Origin of the sequence: Mesorhizobium sp. LCM 4577, assembly GCF_001854795.2 — a bacterium.
Taxonomy (GTDB): Bacteria; Pseudomonadota; Alphaproteobacteria; order Rhizobiales; family Rhizobiaceae; genus Mesorhizobium; species Mesorhizobium plurifarium.
The window spans coordinates 533,015-554,939 of record NZ_MDDU01000001.1; the positions used below are offsets into that span (position 1 = coordinate 533,015).

Sequence of the window (21,925 nt, forward strand, 5' to 3'; positions counted from 1 at the left end):
GCTCACTCTTCCGTTGCGCGATGCCGCAAGACAGGCGAAGGTGCCTTCAAAACCTTCGTCCCGGGAGAGAAAAGCATGGCTGGAACCTTCGTCATCGCGCAAGGCGGCGGCCCCACCGCCGTCATCAACCAGACGGTCGTCGGCGCCACGCTGGAAATCCGCAAGCGTCATCCAGGCGCCAAGGTGCTGGGCTCGATCCACGGCGTACGCGGCATCCGCGACGGCAACTATGTCGACCTCTCCGCCATTCCTGAGGACCGGCTGCGGCTGATCGCCGGCACGCCGAGCGCCGCCCTCGGCTCGACCCGCGACAAGCCGGACGCCGCCTATTGCGAGGTCATCCTCAACGGCCTGAAGAAGGCGGGCGCCGACGCCTTCATCTATATCGGCGGCAACGACACCTCGGGCACCCAGCAGATCCTGACCGATGCCGCCGGCGGCTCGATCGCCTTCGTGCATGCGCCAAAGACCATCGACAACGATCTCGAGGAGAATGACCACACGCCGGGCTTCATCTCGGCCGCAGAATTCGTCGCCGGCGCCTTCCTCTCGGTCGATCTCGATTTCCGCGCCCTTCCCGGCATCTATGTCGGCATCGTCATGGGCCGGCATGCCGGCTTCCTGACCGCCGCCGCGGCCGCATGGCAGCTCGATCCCGACAGCGGCCCGCATCTGGTCTATGTGCCGGAGCGCGCCTTCTCGGCCAAGCGCTTCATCGATGAAGTGCGCGAGAAGCTCGATCGCCACAAGCGCTGCATCGTCGCCGTATCGGAAGGCGTCAGCACCGCCGACGGCAAGGCGCTGGTCGAAAGCCTGGTGCCGCCGGACAAGCTCGAGCGCGACCAGCACGGCAACGTCAAACTGTCGGGCAGCGACCTGCCGGCGGCGCTCGAGCAGGCCCTGGCCGAAGGCCTGCCGGGCAAGCGGGCGCGGGTCGACGCGCTGGGCTACATGCCGCGCGGCTATGTCGGCGCCATCAGCGCCGTCGACGCTCAGGAGGCCTTCGACGCAGGCGCCTTCGCGGTTGCCGTCGCCGGCGAAGGCGGCGGCTCGGTCGCGCTGCAATATGACGGGTCGAAGACGGTGTTGAAGAAGGTGCCGCTGAAGGCGGTGGCCGGCAAGACGCGCCATATGCCCGACGATTTCATGCAGCCGGATGTCAACCAGCTTTCGGAAGCCGGCATGGCCTATCTGAAGCGGCTGGTGCCGGAAAAATACAAGGTCGGGAAGCCCTTCGTCTGATGGCCGGCGGCCCGAAGCCCGAGCTTGAGATTGGTGACTGGTTCGGCAAGGCGAAAGTCGATGCCGCCACCACGATGCTGACYGAGCCCTTCGTGCATGATTTCGTGCGCGCCAACATGTGGCATTTGAAGGGCCGCGACGCGGACCTGCTGGTCGACACCGGCATGGGCATCCGTCCGCTGGCGCCTGAGATCGACACGCCGCCCGGCAAGCCGCTTATCGTTGTCGCCACGCATATCCATCTCGACCATGTAGGCTCGCTGCACGAATTCCCGCTGCGCATGGGGCCGAGGATAAGCGCGGCTAAGTTCGACGACATGGATGATGCCGTTACCTACGCGTACATGTTCCACAATCTCGATGGAGCCGTCTCGAAGCTGCCGGCGCCGGACTGGAAGGCGGCCGATTACCGCATTCCGTCCGCGCCGCTGACTCGTGCGCTCGACGAGGGCGACATCGTCGATCTCGGCGACAGGAAATTCCGTGTGCTGCATCTGCCCGGGCATTCGCCGGATTCGATCGGGCTTTTCGACGAGGCCGACGGCCTTTTCTTCGCCGGCGACGCCATCTATGACGGCATGCTGATCGACGACCTGCCGGACTCGGACCGCATGGCTTACTGCCATACCATGCAGCGCCTGCTCGACCTGCCGATCCGCATCGGCCATGGCGGCCACGGCCCAAGTTTCGACCGCGCCAGAATGGGCCAAATCGCCTCCTCTTACCTGCGCCGTCGGCAGCGGTTCGTAAGCGCTTCCTGAATTAAATCTTTGTAAGGTCATCCAAAGGCCCTGATTCAGGCCATTCCGCGTCCTAAATCTTGACTGTCGATCCGGCCGGCTGCCATGCGCGGCGAGGCAGGCATTYCCGGTCGCCGACACGTCGACGGGCGCTCCTCCAGAAGCGCCTGCGGCGCTGGATCAACCACTCGCCCGGACAGAACGACCATGTCACCATCAAGCATTCTTCGCAGACATCGCGTCGCCGCCCTGCTGGGCGCCGCGCTGATCATTTCTCCCGTCGTCGTTTCCTTTGCCCAGAACAATGCCGGCCTCAGCACCGTGGCCGCGACGACGCAGACGCCCGTTGCCGGCATCACGGCCCCGAACGGCTCTTTCGCTCCGGTCATCGCCGTCACCAAGCCGGCGGTCGTCACGATCACCTCGATCATGAAGGCGCAGCCACAGGTGGGTGATGACGGTTCGCCCCTCGGCGGCAATGTGCCATTCGACCAGTTCTTCCAGCAGTTCTTCGGTGACCAGGGCATGCCGATGCCGCGCACGCCGCCGCAGCAGCAAGGCCCGCGCTCCGAGGCGCTCGGCTCGGGCTTCATCGTCGGCGCGGACGGCACCATCGTCACCAACAATCATGTCATCGATGGCGCGAGCTCCATCAAGGTGACGCTCGACGACGGCACCGAGCTTCCCGCCAAGCTTGTCGGCCACGACGCCAAGAACGATCTCGCGGTGCTCAAGGTCAAGGCAGACAAGCCTCTGCCGACCGTCAAATGGGGCGATTCCAGCAAGCTGATGACCGGCGACCAGGTGCTGGCGATCGGCAACCCGTTCGGCATCGGCACCACCGTCACCGCCGGTATTGTCTCGGCGCGCGGCCGCGACCTGCATAGCGGGCCGTTCGACGATTTCATTCAGATCGACGCGCCGATCAACCACGGCAATTCCGGCGGGCCGCTGGTCGATGTCAACGGCAATGTCATCGGCATCAACACCGCCATCTATTCTCCCAATGGCGGCAGCGTCGGCGTCGGCTTTGCCATCCCGTCGGATCAGGCACAGAAGGTTGTGGCCAAGCTGATGAAGGGCGGCGACATCGAGTACGGCTATCTCGGCGTGCAGATCCAGCCGGTCACGCCGGATGTCGCTAGCGCCATCGGTCTCGATCATCCGGGCGGCGCGCTGGTCTCCCAGGTCACCGAGGGGTCGCCGGCGGCCAAGGCCGGCATCGAGACCGGCGACGTCATCACCGGCTTCGGYGGCCAGGAGATCAAGGATCCCAAGGATCTGTCGCGCGCCGTCGCCGACGTGTCGCCGGGCGCCAAGGAAACCGTCAATATCTGGCGCAAGGGCAAGGCGATGCAGATCTCCGCCGATGTAGGCCGCAACGCCGAAGATCAGAAGATGGCGTCGAACGGCAATGAAGGCCGCAGCCCGTCGGCCGAACAGGGGCTGCGCGTTCCCACGCTCGGCCTCGGTCTGACCGATCTGACACCTGATATCCGCGACCAGCTCAACCTTTCCGAGAACCAGCGCGGCGCGGTGGTCGAGCGGGTCAATCCCGACAAGGCGGCTTCGGCGGCCGGCATCCAGCCCGGCGACGTCATCGTCGGCGTCGACCAGACGCCGGTGAAGACGGCCAGGCAGGCCAATCAGGCGATCGCCGAGGCCGGAAGGTCCGGCAAGAAGTCGGTGCTCCTGCTGATTGATCGCGGCGACGCGCAGATCTTCGTCGCCGTTCCGTTCGCCGCCGGCTGAGAAAAGCTCAGGCGGAGCCCGTCGGCCTTCCCGGCGGGCTCCGTCCTCAAGATTCCTGTTGCCCGTAGAGGCATATTCGAGAACACTGCCCGCATCGTTCCGCCGATGCAGGAGGCGTCTCAATGGTCACGCGCGGCTTCTTCTCCGGACGGCGTCCTCCTTCCGACACCGACGCGCGCATTCCGCCGGGCCAGTACCTGGAACAGGGTTTTCCGGTTCTCTCGGCCGGGCCGACGCCGCGGGTGCGCACCGAGGACTGGTCGTTCACCCTCAAGCAGGGGCCGCGGCCGATCAAGAAATGGAACTGGGCCGAATTCAACGCCTTGCCGCAGAGCAAGATGACGCGCGACATCCACTGCGTCACGGCCTGGACCAAGTTCAACACGCCATGGCAAGGCGTGATGATCGACGACATCCTTGCCGACGCCGGGATCGAGCCGCCCACGGCCTACACGCTGGCGCTGTCCTTCGACGGCTATTCCACCAATGTGCCGACCAAAGACCTCGTCACCGGCAAGGCGATGGTGGCGCTGCTTTACGAGGGCAAGCCGATCACACCGGATCATGGCGGGCCGGCACGGCTATTGGTGCCGCATCTCTATTTCTGGAAATCGGCCAAATGGGTGAACGGGCTGCAGTTCACCGAGCGCGACGAACCAGGCTTCTGGGAACTGCGCGGCTATCACATGTATGGCGACCCTTGGCGCGAACAGCGCTATTCCAGTGACCCGTGAGGGGCGATCCGTGAGCAGCAATCGATGACCGCCGAGCCGTCGCCGCAATCGCCCTGGCAGGCAGCCACGATCACCCGCATCGAAAAGCGCACGCCGCGCGTCACCAGCTTCTGGTTCCGGCCGTCGCGGCCCTTCGCCCATCTGGCCGGACAGCATGTCGACATCAGGCTGACTGCGCCGGACGGCTATCAGGCGCGCCGTTCCTATTCCATCGCTTCGGCGCCGGAAACAGGCGGCGGCGTCGAGCTGGCGATCGAGCGGCTCGACGACGGCGAAGTCTCGCCCTTCTTCCACGACGTGGCCGCCGTCGGCGACGAGATCGAGCTGCGCGGGCCGCTCGGCGGCCATTTCATCTGGGAGGAGAGCGACGGCGGGCCGATCCTCTTGGTCGGCGGCGGCTCGGGCGTCGTGCCGCTGATGGCGATGGTGCGCCATCGCACGCTGCGCAACAAAGCGGTGCCCGTTGCGCTGGTGTTCTCGGCGCGGGTCTGGGACGAGGTGATTTTTCGCGACGAGCTGATAGGCCTCGACGATCGTCGCGACGGGTTCGATCTGGTGCTGACGCTGACCCGCGAGCCGGCGAGGCGGCCCTCCGACTATTCCCGGCGCATCGACGTTCGTATGATGGCGCAGGCCGTCGAGCGCCTGCCGAAGGCGCCAAGGCTCGCCTATGTCTGCGGCTCGAACGCGTTCGTCTCGGCCGCCGCCGATGCCCTGATCGGGGCCGGCGTTCCGGCGGGGCTGATCCGCACCGAGCGTTACGGGGTTTGAATTGCGATTGCGAACTGTTGAAATTCGATCCAGAAGGTAATACCTTACGTGCGTCTGGTATTACCAAGCGGGCGAAGATGGCCACCACCGTTACAGCAAAAGGGCAAGTGACCATCCCGAAACCGGTCCGCGACCTGCTGGGGATCGTTCCGGGAAGCAGGGTCGATTTCAGGCGCGCTGCCGATGGGAGCGTGGTGCTGGCTCGTGTCGACAGAAAGCAACCGGCGAGCCGCTTTGCCAAGTTGCGTGGCCATGCCGGCGAGGGGCTCACGACCGACGCGATCATGGCGCTGACCCGTGGCGAAGCGTGACGCTCATCGATACCAACGTTCTGCTCGACCTCGTTACGGACGATCCAAACTGGGCGGATTGGTCGGTTGCGCAGCTTGAGGCTGCGAGCCTCAATGGACCATTGTTGATCAAAGACGTGGTCTATGCCGAGCTTGCCGTTCGCTACTCTCGCATCGAGGATCTTGACGCGTTTCTCGAAGCGGCCGGTCTTGAAATGGCGCCCATGCCGAGGGCAGCTCTTTTCCTTGCTGGAAAGGTATTTACGCAGTACCGCCGATCAGGAGGACAAAAGACTGGCGTTCTGCCGGACTTCTTCATTGGTGCTCATGCTGCGGTCGGCCGGCTCCCACTTCTGACCCGCGATGTCGGCCGATATCGGACCTATTTCCCCTCCTTGAAGCTGATCACTCCGGACTCCTGAGCAGCTGCCAGGCTTCCTTCGCCGAGCCGTCGACACGGTAATCAACGCCGGCGTTCCGCCAGGGCTCAGCCGGTCGGAGAAAATTTTGCCGAAACGAGCTGGAAAGGCAGCGCGCCATAGGTGGCGACGGCCTGTTCGTCGTCCCAGACGCGAAACTGCCGCGACGGCCGCGCCTCCAGCACCAGGACTTGTCCCGTCCGGTCGAGCTTCAGCTTGCCGCGAAAGCGCAGCATCCGCTCCCCGCCCGAGCGGCTGATCGTCATCGAGCGCAGCCGGGCCACATGCCGGTCGCCTGCATTGATTTCCATCTCGATGCGCCGCCTGACCGGAGGAACGACGATGCGCACGACGAGATCGAGCATCATCTCGTTGGTTTCGCCCTGTGGTTCATCCAGGGTTTGCGAGAGCACGAAAGATGCCGGTTCTCCGGTTGCCTTCGCGGCCATGGATTTGCCGCGCCACACGGTGTCCGGCTCGGTCTGTTTCAACCGGCCTTTCTTGCGCTGCAGGCGCAACTGCTTCGCAAATCCCCGCGATAGCCAGGTCAGCGCGCCGAAATCGGTGCGCGGCTTGGCCTGCAGGACCGATGACAGGCGCGCCGCGCCGCGCCGGTCGGCCATGTCCACCACCTTGGCCAGGACGGCTTCCGGCACCGCGATGCCGATCTCCAGCGCAAGGTAGGAAAGCGCCACCGCCGCGGCGACGGCGAGGCCGCGTTGAGCGACGATATCGAGGAATATGGTCCAGTCCACAACGCCGCCTTCGATGGCGACGGTGCAGTCGACCAGCCAGTCGCTATGCGCATGCGCGTCGAGGCCGCCATGCGCGATGGCCAAAGCGATGCGATCGGCCGGCGAGGGGACGACCACGCCGACGTCGCTGAATTTGGCGGCGATCGCGCGGCGCCAGATCGCCAGGTCGTCCTCGGCATTCTGCTGCGAGCCGTCGTAGGCGAGCTGATGCAGGTCGATGTCGCCGTAATTGCCCTTGAAGAAGTTCATCGAGCGCAGCGACGCCAGCCTTGCGCGCAGATATTGCGGGGAAACGCCGGTGGCGATCTGCCAGCCGCGGTCGTGCAGCACATCGAAAGCCGGCTGCATATCGCCCGGCCGCACCAGGATGTCGATGTCGTGCGCCACGCGCCCGCGCTGCGCGGCGGCATCGAGCGCGATGCGGCTGGCGCCCTTGATCAGCATCACCGTGCAGCCGGCATCGACCATCGCCGTCAAGGCCGGCTCGGCCTCGCGCATGGCCATGCGCGACTTGGTCCACAGCATCTTCTGCAGGCCGACCAGGCGCGGATAGGCGGCGTGGCCGGCAATCTTGCGTCCGAACCTGTCGGAAATCGCGGCAAGCAGCCGGTGTTCCCGGAAAGAGACGTGGTCGATGTCGTTCTCGTCCAGCCAGCTTTCAGCGCAAAGGCGCGCCGCTTCTTCGTCGGGCAGAAGCGCTGCCTTGAGCAATTGGTCGAGCGACCCGGTCGGCCAGGACCAGCCATAGTCGGGAAAACGCCTGCCGATGCGACGGATATTTGCCATCAACTGGAGCTGGCCTTGCTTTGCGCCCGCCGCAGCATGGCTAGCCGCGCCACTTCCAGGTAGCCGCGGTCGCGCGTCGCGTCGCGCCCATAGGACAGGCTTCCCGGCCTGATGCGCCGCAGCGCCAGGATGTCAGGCATCATGTCGAGGACAAAGCCGGCCTCGCGGGCCCGGGCGATCCAATCGATCATCTCGCCCCGGCCGCCCGGCGGGTCGACCATCGGGCCGACGCTCTCCACGGCCGCTCGGCGCATCAGCATCGTCGAGCGCGACCAGCCGGGCATCGCGGTCGGGGCCACCGCATCGGGCTCGCCGTCGCGGAAACTGCGTATATGGGTGAAGACACCGGCCGTGCCGGGAAGCCGGTCGAGATGGGCAAGCTGCGCCGCGATCTTTCCAGGCAGCCAAAGGTCGTCGGCGTCGAGCGTGGCGATGAAGCGCGTCGACAGCGCGGCGATGCCGCGCGTGGTCGCGCTGCCCGGCCCGGCATTGTCCTGGCGCAGAAGCCTGAGCGGCAAGTCGATGCCGGCGATCGCGGCGGCAAGATCGTCGGTCGAACCGTCGTCGACCACCACGACCAGCTCGGGCCGCAGCGTCTGGGCCGCGACCGATCGCAGCGTCTCCGCGATCGTGGCGCTGGCATTGTAAGCCGGAATGACGACGCTGTATCCGCTCATCACATGAACCGCCAGTCCGCGAGTTTCTTCAACTCGAATATGCCGTCGATCGGCTTGAGCGACGGATTGGCCCTGCGCCGCTTCATCGATTTATAGATCGCGCGCAGGAACTCGCGCGACTGCACGTCTTCCTGCCTTGTCATGTTGCCGGCGTGCCGCCGGTAATAAAGCGCCAGCGTGTCCGGGAGCACGTAGCGGGGGCCAATTTCGAAACCGCGCAGCAGGAAGTCCGTATCCTCGGCCTGGACGAAATCCTCGTCGAAACCGCCGATCCGGTCGACCAGACGACGCGAGAAGATCGCGGACGACAGATGGATGCCGCGAACGGTGATGCTGTTGCTGTCCGGGGTCGGCTCCAGCGTCTCGTCATCGATCCTGTCGACCAGCATCATCCGGGAATAGGTCAGCTCGAGCGAGGGATCGCGCCTGAAAAGGTCCAGATCCGCCGCGAAACGCCCGGCCGGCGAGGTGTCGTCGGAATCGAGAAAGGACACCAGTTCGGTTCCCGGCTCGAGCCGCCTGAGTCCGCTGTTGCGTGCCCGGGTCACGCCCATGTTCTCCTGCTGGAACAGCCGGATGCAAGGTGCTTCCTCCATCATGGCGCGCACAGCTTGAGCCGAACCGTCGGTCGAGCCGTCATCGATGACGATGATGTCGAGATCGGCGGCGTCGCGCTGCCTCAGCAGCGAGCGTAGCGCCGCGCGCACATAGGTCTCGCGGTTGTGGACCGGCATGATCACGGAGAGCCTCATCCGTGGCTCCGGAATAGTTTTGTGCGATTCAGCCCCCCGGCTTCCATCACATGCCCTGCCAGTCCGGCGGGCTCTTATACTCGAAGAAACCCGGAGCCTCGCGCCGCGACGGATCTGCTTTGCGCCGTCGCATCGATTTGTGGATCGCCCGCAGATGGTCGCGGAGTCGGCCGTCATTCTCCCGGGTGGCGTTCCCCGCGTGGCGCCGGTAGTAGATCGCGACGCTGTCCAGGAGCTCGTAACGGGGGCCCGTTTCGAAGACGCGCAGCAGATAGTCTGTGTCCTCGGACAATTCGAACTCCTCGTCGAACCAGCCGACGCGATCGACAAGCGCCCGGCTGAACAGAGCGGTGCTCAGGGAGAGCCCGCGAAGCGTCATCATACGGCTGTCCGCCGCCGGCTCCAACGTCTCGTCGTCGATCCGGTCGACCAACGTCATCAGCGAATAAGTCAGATCGAGGTCGGGATGCGTTTCGAAGTGGGCGAGATCCGCCTTGAACCGACCGGCAAGCGAAATGTCGTCGGAATCGAGGAAGGACACGAAACCGGCATCCGCCGGCAATTGCCGCAGCCCCGCATTACGGGCAGCCGCAACGCCCATATGAGYGTGCCGGAACAGGCGGATGCAAGGGTTCTCGTCGGCCATGGAGCGAACCGCCTCGGCCGATCCGTCCGTCGAGCCGTCGTCGATGACGATGATGTCGAGGTGGGCGGCGTCGCGCTGCCGCAGCAGCGAGCGCAGGGCCGGGACGACGAAGCGCTCGCGGTTATGGACCGGCATGATCACGCTCAGCTTCATCGGGCGCCCGCGCAAGGAAATCCGCAATCGTACCGGCAATCTCCTCCGGACGCGTCCCGAGGAAAAGCCGGTAGCACGGCAAAAGGCGTGTGAGATCGCTGAAGAAGCGAAAGCCGCTTTCCCGCTCGCCAGGCATCTGCGCGATACCGGACGACGCCAGCGCGATCATTGCATCCTTGCGCGACATCGGCACGATCGAACTTGCCTCGCCGTCACCGATATGTGGCACCATCAACATAAGGATGTCCAGGGTTGCAGGTACCGGCCGCGGCGCGATCTCGTCAATGTGAAAGATATGTTTTCCTTGCCAGTTGAGCGGGCGGTCGGTGCCCAGCCGCCTTTCCAGTCCGAGTCGGGCAAAACCCTTCGGGTCCTGCTTCAGGATGGAAAACAGCGGTCGCGCGGTCACGCCGTTCTCGAGGTCGATGAGCACATAGTCGTCGCCAACGCTGTCCAGCCCGTTGAGCAATCCCGCAACGACGGTTCCGGATTTTCCCGCGCCGCCGGCGCCGGCCAGCAGCACACCCTTGCCATCGATTCCCAGCGTGCCGGCATKGGCAAGGCGCATGCCGCGCGCGGCATATTCCCAGTGCAGGACGGCGCGCAGCGGCGCTCCCTGCTCCCAGGGTGGAAACGCGTCGGCCGAGCGCATCAACTGGACGCCGACGCGCCGTCCGGGGTCGTAGATCTGCCAGAAGTCCAGATCGTGGAAATGATGGCCGCGCAGCCCCGCCTCGGCGAGTTTTTGGGCAAAGCCGTGTTCGGTGAAATGCGCATCGCCCCAGCTTGCCGGCACCGGCATGTCGCCGATACCTGGATGGCCGATGAAGATATGGCATTGACGGGAGTCCAGCCGATCGCCGTTGGTTCCGATGAAAGCCTGGTCCATGGCATCCGCCAGCGCGCCGGCATCGAGATGCGCGGTCAAGTCCAGCCCGGGAAGGCGGACTGCCCGCTGGACCGGGAACTGACCGGCCGCGCTCTCGGCGGCGGCGAGGAGGAAGCGGGCGTAATCCGGTAAAGTCTCGAGCGTGACGCGTGGCATGGTCCGTTCCAGCCTGGCCCGAGCCGTGGCCGCTCGCTCAGGATACCTGCTTGACGGCCGGCCAGCCGAGCGGCTCCTCGACCTCGTGGATCGGGTCGACGGTGATGAGGTCGGCAAGATCATCATGGACGCTGACATCGAGCGGCTCGCTCGCCGCCGCCAGGGCCGCCGGCAAATCGTCCGAAGAGGGCAGCGGCGTTGCGCCGGAGGGGGCCAACAGCCCAAGCTCGACCAGCCGCGCGATGAAAGCCTCGAGTGCATCGGCGCTGATCATCGCGGCGCCCGCGGCCGATCGGATCAGCGCCTCGGTGCCGACACCCGAGGACAGTGCCTGCCACACCTTGCTGCCGGAATCGGAGAAGCCGAAATACTTGCCGTTGGAGAGGTCGAGCACGACAGCTTCGCCGTCGAAGGATTCGAACACGATGTCCTTGCTCGCAACGGCATAGACCTCGGAAAGAGGCATGTTCCTGACCCCGCTCTGCAAGCCGGCTGCTGCCGGCCGCATCCTTGCCTGACCCCTGAACAATGCCTGTAAACGCTCGATCCTTGCTTGGCAAGGCAAGGCGCGCAGGCGCCATCGCGAACCACTTTAGGTTTTAATTCGCGGTTCAAGCCTCGATTTTCACCCCCGACGAAGAGCGGCTGGGACCCTTTCCGGCACGAACGCTCCTTGGCCTTGAGCCTGAACGTAGTTCTGAAAGCGAGCCGAATCGCCCTTCGGACAGAGGTAGAATGGTTAACAGTATCGAAAAGTGACTATTAGGAGATTCTAAAATCGAACTGAACGGTTCGTTTCTGTTGACGGTGCGTGCAGGACGCTGTGAACGGCGGCGCTCCGATACACTTGGTGAGCCAACTGTCAAATCGATATAAGCCATTGATAAAGTTCAGAAAAAATAAAGTCATAGGCATGCTTATCAAAACTTCAAGATGCGGATTCATGGTCCAGACGGAAAAACTTCGTGATTGGAATCCGGCAGTCGGCTCACCCAAATCACCGTTGTCCGAACGACGCGATTTCATTCCCAAGGCACGCCGCTAGACGGACGGAATAAAGATACTGGAGTAGCAAAAATGAAAAAGATTGTTCTCACTGCCGCAGCCCTTCTGGCAATTTCCGGCAGCGCCTTCGCTGGTAGCGACCATTACAACCCGAATGAAGCCAATCAGGCGTCGGCTAAGGTCGACTCGTCCTACACGGCTTCGGTCCACCAGTCCGCGCCTGCCACTCAGCAGTCCGCCACGACGGGCGCCGACCACAACCTTTTCGGCAACAACTAACAGCCGACCTCGACCCGGCGGCAGGTTTGCCGCCGCATCGGTCGGACCATAGAATTCAGGAGCATTGAAATGAAGAAGATCGTACTTGCCACGGCCGCCTTGTTGGCCGTTTCCGGCGCTGCTTTTGCCGCGGAGAGCGGCCATACCGGCGAGGTCCGCGTCAACCAGCCGGCTACCGCCGTGGACACCACGCGCACGTCGTCGATCAACACTGACTCGACGGTTTACAAGCTGTTGAACTCGTCGAACGACGTTCACAAGCCCGCCTCTCAGGGCAGCGACCGTAACCTCTTCGGCCGCTAATAGCCTTAGACGGTATGAACAAGAAAAGCGGCGGGCCCTGGCCCGCCGCTTTTCTTTTCCACGATGACTTCGTGGATGACTTCGTGTCCGTCGGAGCGCTTGAACCTCAGGCCGCTTTCGCTTCCTCGCGATGCAGCGTGAAGGAATGGCCGTCGCCATCGAAGATATGCAGATCGCCGGCGCTGGCGTTGAGCCGCAGCGTCTCGCCGCGCTTGACTTCGACATTGCCTGGCAGCTTGGCCACCAGCGGCAGGTCGGTGCGGCCGATATCGACATAGACGAGCTGAACCTCGCCGAGCTGCTCGATATAGTCGACCTTGCCTTCGAACAGATAGTCCGCGCCGGTCGCTATGGCGAGATCCTCCGGCCGCACGCCGAAGCTGACCGCGGCGCCATTCGCCGAGGCGGGCGTTGCGATCGGCACCGTCGCCTTGCGATCGCCGACATGGCTGACCACGGTCGGATTGCCGGCCTTCTCGATCTTTGCCGGCAATATGTTCATCGCCGGCGAGCCGATGAACTGGGCGACGAACAGATTGCCCGGGCGCTTGTAGAGCTCCATCGGCGTGCCCACCTGCTCGACGCGGCCTTCCTTCAGCACCACGATGCGGTCCGCCAGCGTCATCGCCTCGACCTGGTCGTGCGTGACGTAGATCATGGTGGTGTTCGGCATCGATTCCTTCAGCTTGGCGATCTCGATGCGGGTGGCGACGCGCAGTGCCGCGTCGAGGTTCGACAGCGGCTCGTCGAACAGGAACACTTTCGGGTTGCGCACGATGGCGCGGCCGATGGCGACGCGCTGGCGCTGGCCGCCCGACATCGCCTTGGGCAGGCGGTCGAGATATTTGGTCAGCTGCAGGATCTCCGCCGCCTGGCGCACGCGCTTGTCGATCTCGGCCTTGCTTTCCTTGCCGATCTTCATCGAGAAAGCCATGTTGTCGTAGACCGTCATATGCGGATAGAGCGCATAGGACTGGAACACCATGGCGATGCCCCGCTTCGACGGCGGCACGTCGTTCACCACCTCGCCGTCGATCTTCAGCTCGCCCGAGGTGATCTCCTCGAGGCCGGCGATCGACCTCAGCAAGGTCGACTTGCCGCAACCCGATGGCCCGACAAAAACGATGAACTCGCCCGATTTGATGTCGAGGTCGATGCCGTGGAGAATGTTGAGGTTGCCGTATGATTTCTTCACCTGGTTGAGCGTGACATCGGCCATGTTTTCTTCTCCCGTTGATCTCTGTTTGCAAGTTCAGTCGATGCGTCCGAACCAGGCGCCGTAGCCGCCGAGGCGGACCGGCCCATTGCCAGTCTGTCCCGAAAAGCCATGCCCGGGCAAGGGTTGCAGCGCGCCTTTGCCGAGATCGACCTCGGCCGRCTTGTTGCCCAGGTTGAAAGCGCAGACGATCCGCTCATTGCCTTCGCGGCGGGTGAAGGCGACGGTGTCGCCATCGCTTTCGATGAAGTCGATGTCGCCCTTGGCCAGCGCCGGATGCTGGCGCCGGAAGGCGAGGAAGCGGCGATAGTGCTCAAGCAGCGAGCTTGTATCGCCCTGTTGCACATTGACGGCCTGCGACAGGTGCTTGCCCGGCACCGGCAGCCAGGGTTTTGCGGTCGAGAAGCCGCCGTTCTTGGCCGCGGCATCCCACACCATCGGCGTGCGGCAGCCGTCGCGGCCCTTGAACTCCGGCCAGAAGCGGATGCCGTAGGGATCCTGCAGGTCCTCGAACTTCAGCTCCGCTTCGCCAAAGCCGAGCTCTTCGCCCTGATAGATGCAGACAGAGCCGCGCAGCGACATCAGAAGCGCCGAGATCACCTTGAGATAGGCGGTCGGATTGGCCTCGTTGGCGGCCCAGCGCGAGGCGACCCGCATCACATCATGATTGGAGAAGGCCCAGCAGGACCAGCCGTCGCTGGCGACCCGGCCGAAGGCTTCCAGCACCGCGCGCACTTTCGCCGCGCTGATCTTCTCCGGCGCCAGGAAGTCGAAGGAGTAGCACATATGCACGCGCTTGCCGTCGGCGGTGTAGGCGGCGACCACTTCGAGGCCGCGCTGCGAGTCGCCCACCTCGCCCACGGCGGCCTGCGCCGGATATTCGTCGAGCAGCGCCCGGAAGCGCTCGAGGAAACCGAGATTCTCCGGCCGGCTCTTGTCGTAGAGATGGTCCTGGTAGTTGTAAGGGTTGACCGCGGGTGCGGTCTGGTCGTTGCGCTGTTCCGGCGGCAGCGGCGGATTGTCCTCAAGCCCCTGGCTGTGGAAGTAGAAATTGATCGTGTCGAGCCGGAAGCCGTCGACGCCGCGTTCCAGCCAGAAGCGGGTGATGTCGAGCAGCGCGTCCTGGACTTCGCCGTTGTGGAAATTGAGGTCCGGCTGCTCGGCCAGGAAATTGTGCATGTAGTATTGCTGGCGGCTGGTGTCCCACTGCCAGGCTGAGCCGCCGAAGATCGACAGCCAGTTGTTGGGCGGCGTGCCGTCGGGCTTGGCGTCGGCCCACACATACCAGTCGGCTTTCGGGTTGGTGCGGCTGGAGCGGCTTTCCTTGAACCAGGGGTGGATGTCGGCGGTGTGAGACAGCACCTCGTCGATCATCACCTTGAGGCCGAGCCGATGAGCTTCCGCCACCAGCGCGTCGAAATCGGCGAGCGTGCCGAACATCGGGTCGACGTCGCAATAATCCGACACGTCGTAGCCGAAATCCTTCATCGGCGATTTGAAGAAGGGCGAGATCCAGATGGCGTCGACGCCGAGCGAAGCGATGTAAGGCAGGCGCTGAACGATGCCCTTCAGGTCGCCGATGCCGTCGCCGTTGGAGTCTTGGTAGGAGCGCGGATAGATCTGGTAGATCACCGCGCCGCGCCACCAGTCGCGATCGATCGCAGGGTCTGGTCTCGAAGTCGCCTTCAAAGCCGATTGCATGTCTTCAACCTCCTTTCACGGAGCCGGCAAGCAGCCCGCGGACGAAATAGCGCTGCAGCGAGAAGAACACGATCAGCGGCACGATGATGGTGATGAACGCCGATGTCGTCAGGATCTCCCAGTTGCCACCCCGCGAGCCGAGCAGCGCGTTGAGCTTGGCCGTCAGCACGATCTGATCGGGCGCCGTGCCGAGGAAAACCATCGCCACCAGGAGATCGTTCCATACCCACAGGAACTGGAAGATGGCGAAGGAGGCAAGTACCGGGAAGGACAGCGGCAGCACGATCTTGACGAAGATCTCGAAGTCGCTGGCGCCGTCGATGCGCGCCGATTCCATGATCTCGCGCGGCAGGCCGGCGATGTAGCTCCTGAGCAGGTAAATGGCGAAGGGCAGGCCGAAGCCGGTATGCGCCAGCCAGATGCCGAGATAGGTCTTGGACGGCACGCCGAAGAAGCTGCCGACGCCGTTATAGAGCCTGAGCAGCGGGATCAGCGACATCTGCAGCGGCACCACCAGAAGGCCGATGATGACCGCGATCAGCAGCGCCCGGCCGGGAAAGCGCATCCAGGCCAATGCGTAGGCCGCGAAGGCGGCGATCAGGATCGGGATTACCGTCGCCGGAATGGTCACCGTCAGCGAGTTCATGAAGGAGCGGCCGATGCCTTCCGAAAACAGCACGGTTCTGTAGTTCTCGGGGGTGAATTTCGGCGGCGCCGACGAGGCGAAATAGACGCGCTGACCGCGGTCGCCCTCGAAGGCTTTCGGTGAAGACAGCACGAAGCTGCCATCGGCGTTCATCTGCAGGGTGACGCCGTCATTGAGGTCGGCGACCGATCCCGCCTTGTACTGCGTCGGCGCAGAAGATTTTACGCCGAAGGCGCTGATCTCGCGCTTGGGACCGTCGCCGAAGATGTTGCCCTCGATGACGTATTTGCCGTCCTTCTGGGTTTGCGCCGACGCCCCCGGCAACCGTCCCGCCTCGCTCTGGCTGGAACTGGCGAAGGCGTTCCACCAGCCCGACGCGACGATCTGGTCCTTGTCGCGCAGCGAGGAGACGAGGATGCCGAGGGTGGGGATGGTCCAGATCGCCACGAAGACGAGCACGGCGATGTGGACGCCGAAACGGCCGATGAAGGATTTTCCGGTCTTGGTCGGCATCTCAGTGCCCTCCCGTCTCTTTGTTGGCCTGGCGGATGTTCCAGACCATGATCGGAATGACCGCGATCATGATGATGATGGCGATGGTGGCGCCGCGGCCGAAATCGCCGCCGCCGCGGAACATCCAGTCGAACATCAGATTGGCGAGCACCTGGCTGTTCCACTGGCCGTTGGTCATGGTCAGCACGATGTCGAACACTTTCAGCACCAGGATGGTGATGGTGGTCCAGACAACCGCGATCGTGCCCCAGATCTGCGGCACCATGATCTTCCAGAAGATCTGGAACGGGTTGGCGCCGTCGATCACTGCCGCCTCCAGCGTCTCTTCCGGGATGCCGCGCAGCGCCGACGACAGGATCACCATGGCGAAGCCGGTCTGGATCCAGATCAGGATCACCATCAGGAAGAAATTGTTCCAGAACGGCAGCGATATCCACACCTGCGGCTGGCCGCCGAAATACTGGATGATGGCGTTGAGCAGGCCGATCTGCACCTGGCCTTCGCCGCGATACTCGTAGATGAATTTCCAGATCACGCTGGCGCCGACGAAGGAGATCGCCAGCGGCAGGAAGATCAGGCTCTTGGCGATGGTGCCCCACCAGATCTTGTCGGTGAGCACGGCGATGATCAGGCCGAGGAAGGTGCAGGCGGCCGGCACCACGGCCAGCCATAGTATGTTGTTGAAGATCGAGTTGCGCAGATCGTGGTCGCCGGCCGCCCATTCATAATTGGCGAGCCCGACGAAGCTGGTGCCGCCGCGGTCGAAGAAGGAGAGCCATAGCGTCGCGATCACCGGGTAGATCAGGTAGACGGCAAGGATGATCAGCGCCGGGCCGACGAACAGCCACGGCCGCACATAGCCCTGCCGGCGCAGATTGTTGATGGCGGCGGCGCCGGATACCCCGCGTGAGGGCAAGATGAGGTCGAGCAGTCTGTTGGCGCCCCAGAAATAGGCGACACAGCCGCCGACGCCGATGATGATGACGAATATGGCCGAGAAAATCTGAGCCGCCATGGGTCCCTCTCCCTGCGCATGACCGGTCAGCCGAGGCTGGCGATCGGATGCACCGACTTTCGGTTATTCGGAACAATCGAAACGCGAAGGCTTCCGGCGTTGGCCGCCGGTCGGACCCGGGCCGTAGCCCGGATCCAGGTGGAGGATGAGGAGGATTTCAGGACGCTTACTTGATGCCGTCCCAGCTTTTCTGGATGTCGGCGGCGACGTCCTGCGCGGACTTGCCGCCGACCAGGTCGACCATGCCGGTCCAGAACGAGCCCGCGCCGATCTTGCCGGGCATCAGGTCGGACCCGTCAAACCGCACCGTCGTGGCGCCGACCAGGATTTCGCCCTGCTTCTTCAGCGCCTCGCTGCCATAGGCCTCCTTGTTGGCCGCCTTGAACGGGGTGACGAAGCTCTTCTGCGCCATCCACAATTCATGCGCGAGCGGCATCTCGAGGAACTTGATGAACTCGCGCGAGGCCTTGGAATCCTTGGTGATCATCACCAGCGTTCCGGCCACTTCCAGCGGCGTGCCCAGTTCCGGCTTGGAGGCGTAAGGCGGATAGGGGAAGAAGTCGGCGTCCTGGCCGAGCTTCACATTCTCCGGGAAGAAGGACGGGATGAACGACGCCTGGTGGTGCATGTAGCACTTCGGCGGCACGGTGAAGAGGCCCTTCGGGCTGTCGCGGAAGTCGGTCGCCGCGACCGCCTTGGCGCCGCCGTCCACCATCTTGTCGTCGGTGGCGATCTTGCCGAAGATGTCGATGGCGTTGACCACGGCCGGGTCGGTGAACGGGATCTCGTTCTTCACCCACTTGTCGTAGACTTCCGGCGGCTGCGTCCTCAGCATGATGTCCTCGACCCAGTCGGTCGCCGGCCAGCCGGTGGCGCCGCCGGAGCCGAGCCCGATGCACCAGGGCTTGCCGCCATCGGCGATGATCTTCTTTTCGAGGTCAGCGAGCTCTTCCTGGGTCTTCGGCACCTTGTAGCCGGCCTCGTCGAAATTGTCGGGCGAGTACCAGACCAGTCCCTTCACGTCGATCTTGTAGGGGAAGGCGTAGAAACCGGGCTTGCCGTCCTTGCCATTATAGGTGCCGAGCTTGGCCCAGGAGTCGCCGGCGGCGTAGTTTTCCTTGATCCAGGCGGCGACGTCGTCGCCCAGCGGGGTGAGCACGCCCTTGGAGGCAAGATCCTGGATGAGGCCGGGCTGTGGCAGGACGGCGATGTTCGGCGGGCTGCCGGCCTGGGTGTCGATGACGATCTGCTGCTCGTAATTCTCCGACGAAGAGTATTTGACGTCAGCGCCGGTCGCTTCCTGGAAATAGTCGAGAACCGAACGCACGAGCGTCTCGTCTTCGCCGCGCCACGGTCCGAAGATCGTCAGCGTCTCGCCCTTGAGATCGACCTTCTTGAGGTCGTCGTAGTTCGACCAATGAAATTTCGAATCCTCGCCCGGCTTGAACTTCAGTTCGGCTTGCGCCGGCAGGCTGAGGGTGAGTGCCGCGAACGCCGCACCCAAGAGAAGCATTTTCTTCATCGCAAGTCCTCCCAGTGGTCACAAACAGGACGAAACCTCCATTTCGTCCGCCGACGCCCGCGGAACTGTGACTCAGCGAAAGGGCAACCGCAACCTTTCGAAGAGACTTCCAAAGCGCTTTGGCTATTTCGATCTCGCCATTGAATCGCTTGAGAGTCAAGTGGGCGCGTTCATTAATCGATTTAAATTCCTCGGGATCGGGTAGCAAAACTGCACTGCAGCATGCTTTTTTGGCGCTGCAGCAGCAATTTTGCTTCAAACGACGCCGGCAGGGCTTTAAGGTCCGCTTGTGCTTGGCGGCCTTGCCAACAATCATCGGATCGATTCAAATTTGAAAGCGCTTTGAGACTGGAGGCCTCCGATGAACCTCAAGCAACTCTCGCATATGCTGTCGCTCTCGCAGACCACGGTGAGCCGGGCGCTGAACGGCTATCCCGAGGTCAATGAGGAAACCCGGCGCCGGGTCATGGATGCCGCCAAGCGCCATGGCTACAGGCCGAACCCCAGCGCGCGCCGGCTTGCCACCGGCAAGTCGGGCATGATCGGCTATGTGCTGCCGACGGGTGCTGCCGTCGACATCGATCCGCATTTCGTCGAATTCCTCTCCGGCCTCGGCGACTATGCCCGCGCGCATGAGCTCGACCTCGTGCTTTCGCCCGCCGATGCAGACGACGAGGAAACCACCTACCGCCGCATCGTCGCCAACCGGCAGGTCGACGCCGTCTACATCTCCTCGCCGCGTCCGGCCGACAAGCGGCTGGCGCTGGTCAACACGCTGGGCATCCCCTTCATCGTCCATGGCCGCAGCGAGGGCTTCGACTTCGACTATCCCTTTCTCGACATCGACAATGAGGGCGCCTTCCACGAAGCGGCGCGGCTGCTGATCCAGCTCGGCCACAAGCGCCTGGCGCTGATCAACGGCAACGAGCGCGAGACCTTCGCCATCCACCGCGAGCGCGGCGTGCGCCGCGCGCTCGCCGCGAGCGGGCTGACGCTTGGCGAACGCAACATCCGCTCGGTGACCATGACCGAGGAGAACGGCTACCGCGCCGCCCGCCGCCTGCTCGAAGAGGCCGAGCCGCCGACGGCGATCGTCTGCTCCAGCCTGATCATGGCGCTGGGCGTCGTGCGCGCCGTGCGCGATCTCGGCCTGACCATTCCGGGCGACCTCTCGCTGGTCGCCCATGACGACGTCTTCCCCTGGCTGCGGCCGGAGAATTTCCCGGTGCCCCTGTCGACGACACGCTCGTCCATCCGGCTTGCGGGAGCGCGTGTCGCCGAGCGCCTCGCGGCGCGCATATCGGGGCTGGAGGAGGGCGCGCGAGGCGAGGTTTGGCCGGTGGATCTGGTGGTTCGGGGATCGGTGGCGGGTGCGCCGGTCTAGGGTCGGCCCGACAGCGTCGTCGACCGCCTCCTTTCGGGTGCCTTTGCTGTCGTGGGACAACGTTCCGCCTTCGACTGCTCCTGATGTTGGACGCCGACAGCCGGTAAGCCAGAACCGTCAACCAGTCGTCCAGAGTGCGCCATTTGCCGACATTCCCGTTTACCGAAGCGGATCCGATCCAACACGGCGGGCCGCCGCCCAGAGACTCCGAGGTGGTGATCGTCGGTGGCGGTGTCATCGGCGTAACGACGRCGCTTTTCCTTGCCTCCCGGAACATCCCGGTGACGGTGCTGGAAAAAGGCCGCGTCGCCGCCGAACAGTCCTCGCGAAACTGGGGCTGGATCAGAAAGCAGGGGCGGGACGCCGATGAGCTGCCGATCGTCATCGAGGCTTGTCGCCTGTGGCGGCAACTGGCCGATGAGTGCGGCGAAGACATCGGGCTGAACCAGACAGGCGTGACCTATCTGGCGAACGCCGACAAGGACATGGCCAAGTTCGAAGAGTTCATGAGGGTCGCCGCGATCCATGAGCTCGACACGCGCCTCCTGGACGCCGAGGAGACCGCAAAGCTCATCACCGGCATGTCGCGCAGGTTCGTGGGCGCGATGACGACATCCTCCGATATGCGCGCGGAACCTTGGCTGGCGGTGCCGGCGCTCGCCAGGCTTGCCGTGCGAAAAGGCGCCAGGATCGTGGAGAACTGCGCGGCGCGAACTCTCGATATTGCGGCCGGCAAGATCAAGGGCGTGTGGACCGAGGGTGGATATATCGAGGCCTCCACCGTGCTGGTCGCGGGCGGCGCCTGGTCGTCCCTGTTCCTGGCGAGGCACGGCGTATCCATCCCCCAGCTCAGCGTCCGGGTCACCGCGGCCGCAACGGAGCCCCTGCCTGAAGTCTATCCGGGCGCGGCCGCCGACGATCACATCGCCTTCAGGCGCAGGCAGGATGGCGGATACACGCTTGCCGCGGGCGGCAGCCACCTGCTTTATCTGGGGCCTGACGCGTTCCGGCACTTCACCCAATATCTTCCCGCCCTCAGGGACAATCCGTACGGAACGCGCTATTTCCCCTTCGCTCCGTCGGGCTACCCCGATGGCTGGTCGACGCCGCGCGATTGGGCGCCGGATTCAGAGAGTCCGTTCGAGAGAATGCGGGTGCTCAATCCCGCTCCTGAGCCGGCAAAGCTTCGTTCGATCGAGCGCAATTTCAAACAGCTTTTCCCGCAATTCGAAACAGTTCGCTTGAAGGCCGGCTGGGGCGGTATGATCGACGCCATGCCCGACGTCGTCCCCGTCGTGGATCAGGTGCGGGCAATCGGCGGTCTTTTCGTCGCGACGGGAATGTGCGGCCACGGCTTCGGGATTGGGCCCGGCATAGGCCGCGTCGTCTCCGACATGATCCAGGGGAATGAATCCGGGCACGACCTCAGCCGCTTCCGACTGTCGCGTTTCTATGATGGAAGCCCGGTACGGTTGGGTCCGGCGCTTTGAATGGCCGCCGGCGGTCCTCCCCCGCAAGGGGGAGATCAGCGGTTTCAGCGCCGGCCCAACTTCTTCAGCGTCGATGACTGGCGAAGGCG

At 63.9% G+C, this 21,925-nt stretch carries 22 protein-coding genes; 11 read left to right on the top strand and 11 right to left on the bottom strand.

Going from position 1 to position 21,925, the window contains the following annotated elements:
• Positions 1-75: 75 nt before the first annotated feature.
• The 7 genes from LCM4577_RS02555 (at position 76) to LCM4577_RS02585 (ending at position 5,951) form a co-directional block, all read left to right on the top strand.
• Positions 76-1,242 (top strand): diphosphate--fructose-6-phosphate 1-phosphotransferase, encoded by a 1,167-nt coding sequence (locus LCM4577_RS02555; RefSeq protein WP_071069442.1) that lies wholly within the window; start codon positions 76-78, stop codon positions 1,240-1,242.
• On the top strand, positions 1,242-2,003 hold the full coding sequence (locus LCM4577_RS02560; RefSeq protein ID WP_071069444.1) for an MBL fold metallo-hydrolase: 762 nt from the start codon (positions 1,242-1,244) through the stop codon (positions 2,001-2,003). The genes LCM4577_RS02555 and LCM4577_RS02560 overlap by 1 nt, the downstream gene beginning before the upstream one ends.
• A 186-nt stretch (positions 2,004-2,189) precedes the next feature.
• On the top strand, positions 2,190-3,734 hold the full coding sequence (locus tag LCM4577_RS02565; RefSeq protein WP_071069446.1) for a DegQ family serine endoprotease: 1,545 nt from the start codon (positions 2,190-2,192) through the stop codon (positions 3,732-3,734).
• Between the two features lie 122 nt (positions 3,735-3,856).
• Positions 3,857-4,468 carry a sulfite oxidase-like oxidoreductase gene (locus tag LCM4577_RS02570; RefSeq protein ID WP_041003913.1) on the top strand — a complete coding sequence of 204 codons (612 nt, stop codon included), beginning with the start codon at positions 3,857-3,859 and terminating at the stop codon, positions 4,466-4,468.
• Between the two features lie 24 nt (positions 4,469-4,492).
• Complete coding sequence (locus LCM4577_RS02575) at positions 4,493-5,239, top strand: ferredoxin reductase (protein ID WP_040979881.1); 747 nt, start codon at positions 4,493-4,495, stop codon at positions 5,237-5,239.
• Between the two features lie 77 nt (positions 5,240-5,316).
• Entirely contained in the window at positions 5,317-5,550 is a 234-nt protein-coding gene (locus tag LCM4577_RS02580; protein ID WP_040979879.1) for an AbrB/MazE/SpoVT family DNA-binding domain-containing protein, read from the top strand.
• Positions 5,547-5,951 (top strand): type II toxin-antitoxin system VapC family toxin, encoded by a 405-nt coding sequence (locus LCM4577_RS02585; protein ID WP_071036576.1) that lies wholly within the window; start codon positions 5,547-5,549, stop codon positions 5,949-5,951. The genes LCM4577_RS02580 and LCM4577_RS02585 overlap by 4 nt, the downstream gene beginning before the upstream one ends.
• A 65-nt stretch (positions 5,952-6,016) precedes the next feature.
• On the opposite strand, the gene LCM4577_RS02590 is transcribed toward LCM4577_RS02585, so the two are convergent.
• From LCM4577_RS02590 to LCM4577_RS02615, 6 genes are read right to left on the bottom strand one after another with little or no spacing between them, the layout of a single operon-like run.
• Complete coding sequence (locus LCM4577_RS02590) at positions 6,017-7,489, bottom strand: nucleotidyltransferase family protein (RefSeq protein WP_071069447.1); 1,473 nt, start codon at positions 7,487-7,489, stop codon at positions 6,017-6,019.
• The gene (locus LCM4577_RS02595) at positions 7,489-8,166 is read right to left on the bottom strand and encodes a glycosyltransferase family A protein (RefSeq protein ID WP_071036574.1); all 678 of its coding nucleotides are present in this window, start codon (positions 8,164-8,166) and stop codon (positions 7,489-7,491) included. Before LCM4577_RS02595 ends, LCM4577_RS02590 begins: the two co-directional genes overlap by 1 nt.
• Positions 8,166-8,918 carry a glycosyltransferase family A protein gene (locus tag LCM4577_RS02600; RefSeq protein ID WP_071069449.1) on the bottom strand — a complete coding sequence of 251 codons (753 nt, stop codon included), beginning with the start codon at positions 8,916-8,918 and terminating at the stop codon, positions 8,166-8,168. Before LCM4577_RS02600 ends, LCM4577_RS02595 begins: the two co-directional genes overlap by 1 nt.
• Positions 8,919-8,964: 46 nt before the next feature.
• Positions 8,965-9,717, bottom strand: coding sequence for a glycosyltransferase family A protein (locus LCM4577_RS02605; protein ID WP_071069867.1), 753 nt, complete (start codon positions 9,715-9,717; stop codon positions 8,965-8,967).
• Positions 9,686-10,762, bottom strand: coding sequence for a serine kinase (locus LCM4577_RS02610; protein WP_071069451.1), 1,077 nt, complete (start codon positions 10,760-10,762; stop codon positions 9,686-9,688). The genes LCM4577_RS02605 and LCM4577_RS02610 overlap by 32 nt, the downstream gene beginning before the upstream one ends.
• Positions 10,763-10,799: 37 nt before the next feature.
• Positions 10,800-11,228, bottom strand: coding sequence for a PqqD family protein (locus tag LCM4577_RS02615; RefSeq protein ID WP_041004069.1), 429 nt, complete (start codon positions 11,226-11,228; stop codon positions 10,800-10,802).
• A gap of 611 nt (positions 11,229-11,839) precedes the next feature.
• Here LCM4577_RS02615 and LCM4577_RS02620 point away from each other — a divergent pair.
• Positions 11,840-12,046 (top strand): DUF680 domain-containing protein, encoded by a 207-nt coding sequence (locus LCM4577_RS02620; RefSeq protein ID WP_040979868.1) that lies wholly within the window; start codon positions 11,840-11,842, stop codon positions 12,044-12,046.
• A gap of 69 nt (positions 12,047-12,115) precedes the next feature.
• Positions 12,116-12,349: a DUF680 domain-containing protein gene (locus LCM4577_RS02625; RefSeq protein ID WP_041007501.1), complete on the top strand. Its 234-nt coding sequence runs from the start codon at positions 12,116-12,118 to the stop codon at positions 12,347-12,349.
• Between the two features lie 106 nt (positions 12,350-12,455).
• Here the strand turns inward: LCM4577_RS02625 and LCM4577_RS02630 are convergent, their stop codons facing one another.
• The 5 genes from LCM4577_RS02630 to LCM4577_RS02650 form a co-directional block, all read right to left on the bottom strand.
• The gene (locus tag LCM4577_RS02630; RefSeq protein WP_071069453.1) at positions 12,456-13,568 is read right to left on the bottom strand and encodes an ABC transporter ATP-binding protein; all 1,113 of its coding nucleotides are present in this window, start codon (positions 13,566-13,568) and stop codon (positions 12,456-12,458) included.
• Between the two features lie 33 nt (positions 13,569-13,601).
• Positions 13,602-15,266 carry an alpha-glucosidase gene (locus LCM4577_RS02635; protein ID WP_071069455.1) on the bottom strand — a complete coding sequence of 555 codons (1,665 nt, stop codon included), beginning with the start codon at positions 15,264-15,266 and terminating at the stop codon, positions 13,602-13,604.
• A gap of 4 nt (positions 15,267-15,270) precedes the next feature.
• Positions 15,271-16,425 (bottom strand): carbohydrate ABC transporter permease, encoded by a 1,155-nt coding sequence (locus tag LCM4577_RS02640; protein WP_071069456.1) that lies wholly within the window; start codon positions 16,423-16,425, stop codon positions 15,271-15,273.
• 1 nt (position 16,426) lies between these two features.
• Positions 16,427-17,440: a carbohydrate ABC transporter permease gene (locus tag LCM4577_RS02645; RefSeq protein ID WP_071069458.1), complete on the bottom strand. Its 1,014-nt coding sequence runs from the start codon at positions 17,438-17,440 to the stop codon at positions 16,427-16,429.
• Between the two features lie 166 nt (positions 17,441-17,606).
• Positions 17,607-18,962 (bottom strand): ABC transporter substrate-binding protein, encoded by a 1,356-nt coding sequence (locus LCM4577_RS02650; RefSeq protein WP_041003933.1) that lies wholly within the window; start codon positions 18,960-18,962, stop codon positions 17,607-17,609.
• Between the two features lie 361 nt (positions 18,963-19,323).
• Here LCM4577_RS02650 and LCM4577_RS02655 point away from each other — a divergent pair, with 361 nt between their 5' ends.
• Entirely contained in the window at positions 19,324-20,346 is a 1,023-nt protein-coding gene (locus LCM4577_RS02655; RefSeq protein ID WP_071069460.1) for a substrate-binding domain-containing protein, read from the top strand.
• Positions 20,347-20,489: 143 nt separating this feature from the next.
• Positions 20,490-21,836 (top strand): FAD-binding oxidoreductase, encoded by a 1,347-nt coding sequence (locus tag LCM4577_RS02660; RefSeq protein WP_071069869.1) that lies wholly within the window; start codon positions 20,490-20,492, stop codon positions 21,834-21,836.
• The last annotated feature ends 89 nt before the right edge of the window (positions 21,837-21,925 follow it).

Excerpts from the sequence above, each read along its gene's own strand:
- LCM4577_RS02555 (WP_071069442.1), top strand. The coding sequence starts at position 76 with ATGGCTGGAACCTTCGTCATCGCGCAAGGCGGCGGCCCCACCGCCGTC.
- LCM4577_RS02570 (WP_041003913.1), top strand. The coding sequence starts at position 3,857 with ATGGTCACGCGCGGCTTCTTCTCCGGACGGCGTCCTCCTTCCGACACC.
- LCM4577_RS02575 (WP_040979881.1), top strand. The coding sequence starts at position 4,493 with ATGACCGCCGAGCCGTCGCCGCAATCGCCCTGGCAGGCAGCCACGATC.
- LCM4577_RS02580 (WP_040979879.1), top strand. The coding sequence starts at position 5,317 with ATGGCCACCACCGTTACAGCAAAAGGGCAAGTGACCATCCCGAAACCG.
- LCM4577_RS02590 (WP_071069447.1), bottom strand. The coding sequence starts at position 7,489 with ATGGCAAATATCCGTCGCATCGGCAGGCGTTTTCCCGACTATGGCTGG.
- LCM4577_RS02595 (WP_071036574.1), bottom strand. The coding sequence starts at position 8,166 with ATGAGCGGATACAGCGTCGTCATTCCGGCTTACAATGCCAGCGCCACG.
- LCM4577_RS02600 (WP_071069449.1), bottom strand. The coding sequence starts at position 8,918 with ATGAGGCTCTCCGTGATCATGCCGGTCCACAACCGCGAGACCTATGTG.
- LCM4577_RS02615 (WP_041004069.1), bottom strand. The coding sequence starts at position 11,228 with ATGCCTCTTTCCGAGGTCTATGCCGTTGCGAGCAAGGACATCGTGTTC.
- LCM4577_RS02620 (WP_040979868.1), top strand. The coding sequence starts at position 11,840 with ATGAAAAAGATTGTTCTCACTGCCGCAGCCCTTCTGGCAATTTCCGGC.
- LCM4577_RS02625 (WP_041007501.1), top strand. The coding sequence starts at position 12,116 with ATGAAGAAGATCGTACTTGCCACGGCCGCCTTGTTGGCCGTTTCCGGC.
- LCM4577_RS02630 (WP_071069453.1), bottom strand. The coding sequence starts at position 13,568 with ATGGCCGATGTCACGCTCAACCAGGTGAAGAAATCATACGGCAACCTC.
- LCM4577_RS02640 (WP_071069456.1), bottom strand. The coding sequence starts at position 16,425 with ATGCCGACCAAGACCGGAAAATCCTTCATCGGCCGTTTCGGCGTCCAC.
- LCM4577_RS02645 (WP_071069458.1), bottom strand. The coding sequence starts at position 17,440 with ATGGCGGCTCAGATTTTCTCGGCCATATTCGTCATCATCATCGGCGTC.
- LCM4577_RS02650 (WP_041003933.1), bottom strand. The coding sequence starts at position 18,962 with ATGAAGAAAATGCTTCTCTTGGGTGCGGCGTTCGCGGCACTCACCCTC.
- LCM4577_RS02655 (WP_071069460.1), top strand. The coding sequence starts at position 19,324 with ATGAACCTCAAGCAACTCTCGCATATGCTGTCGCTCTCGCAGACCACG.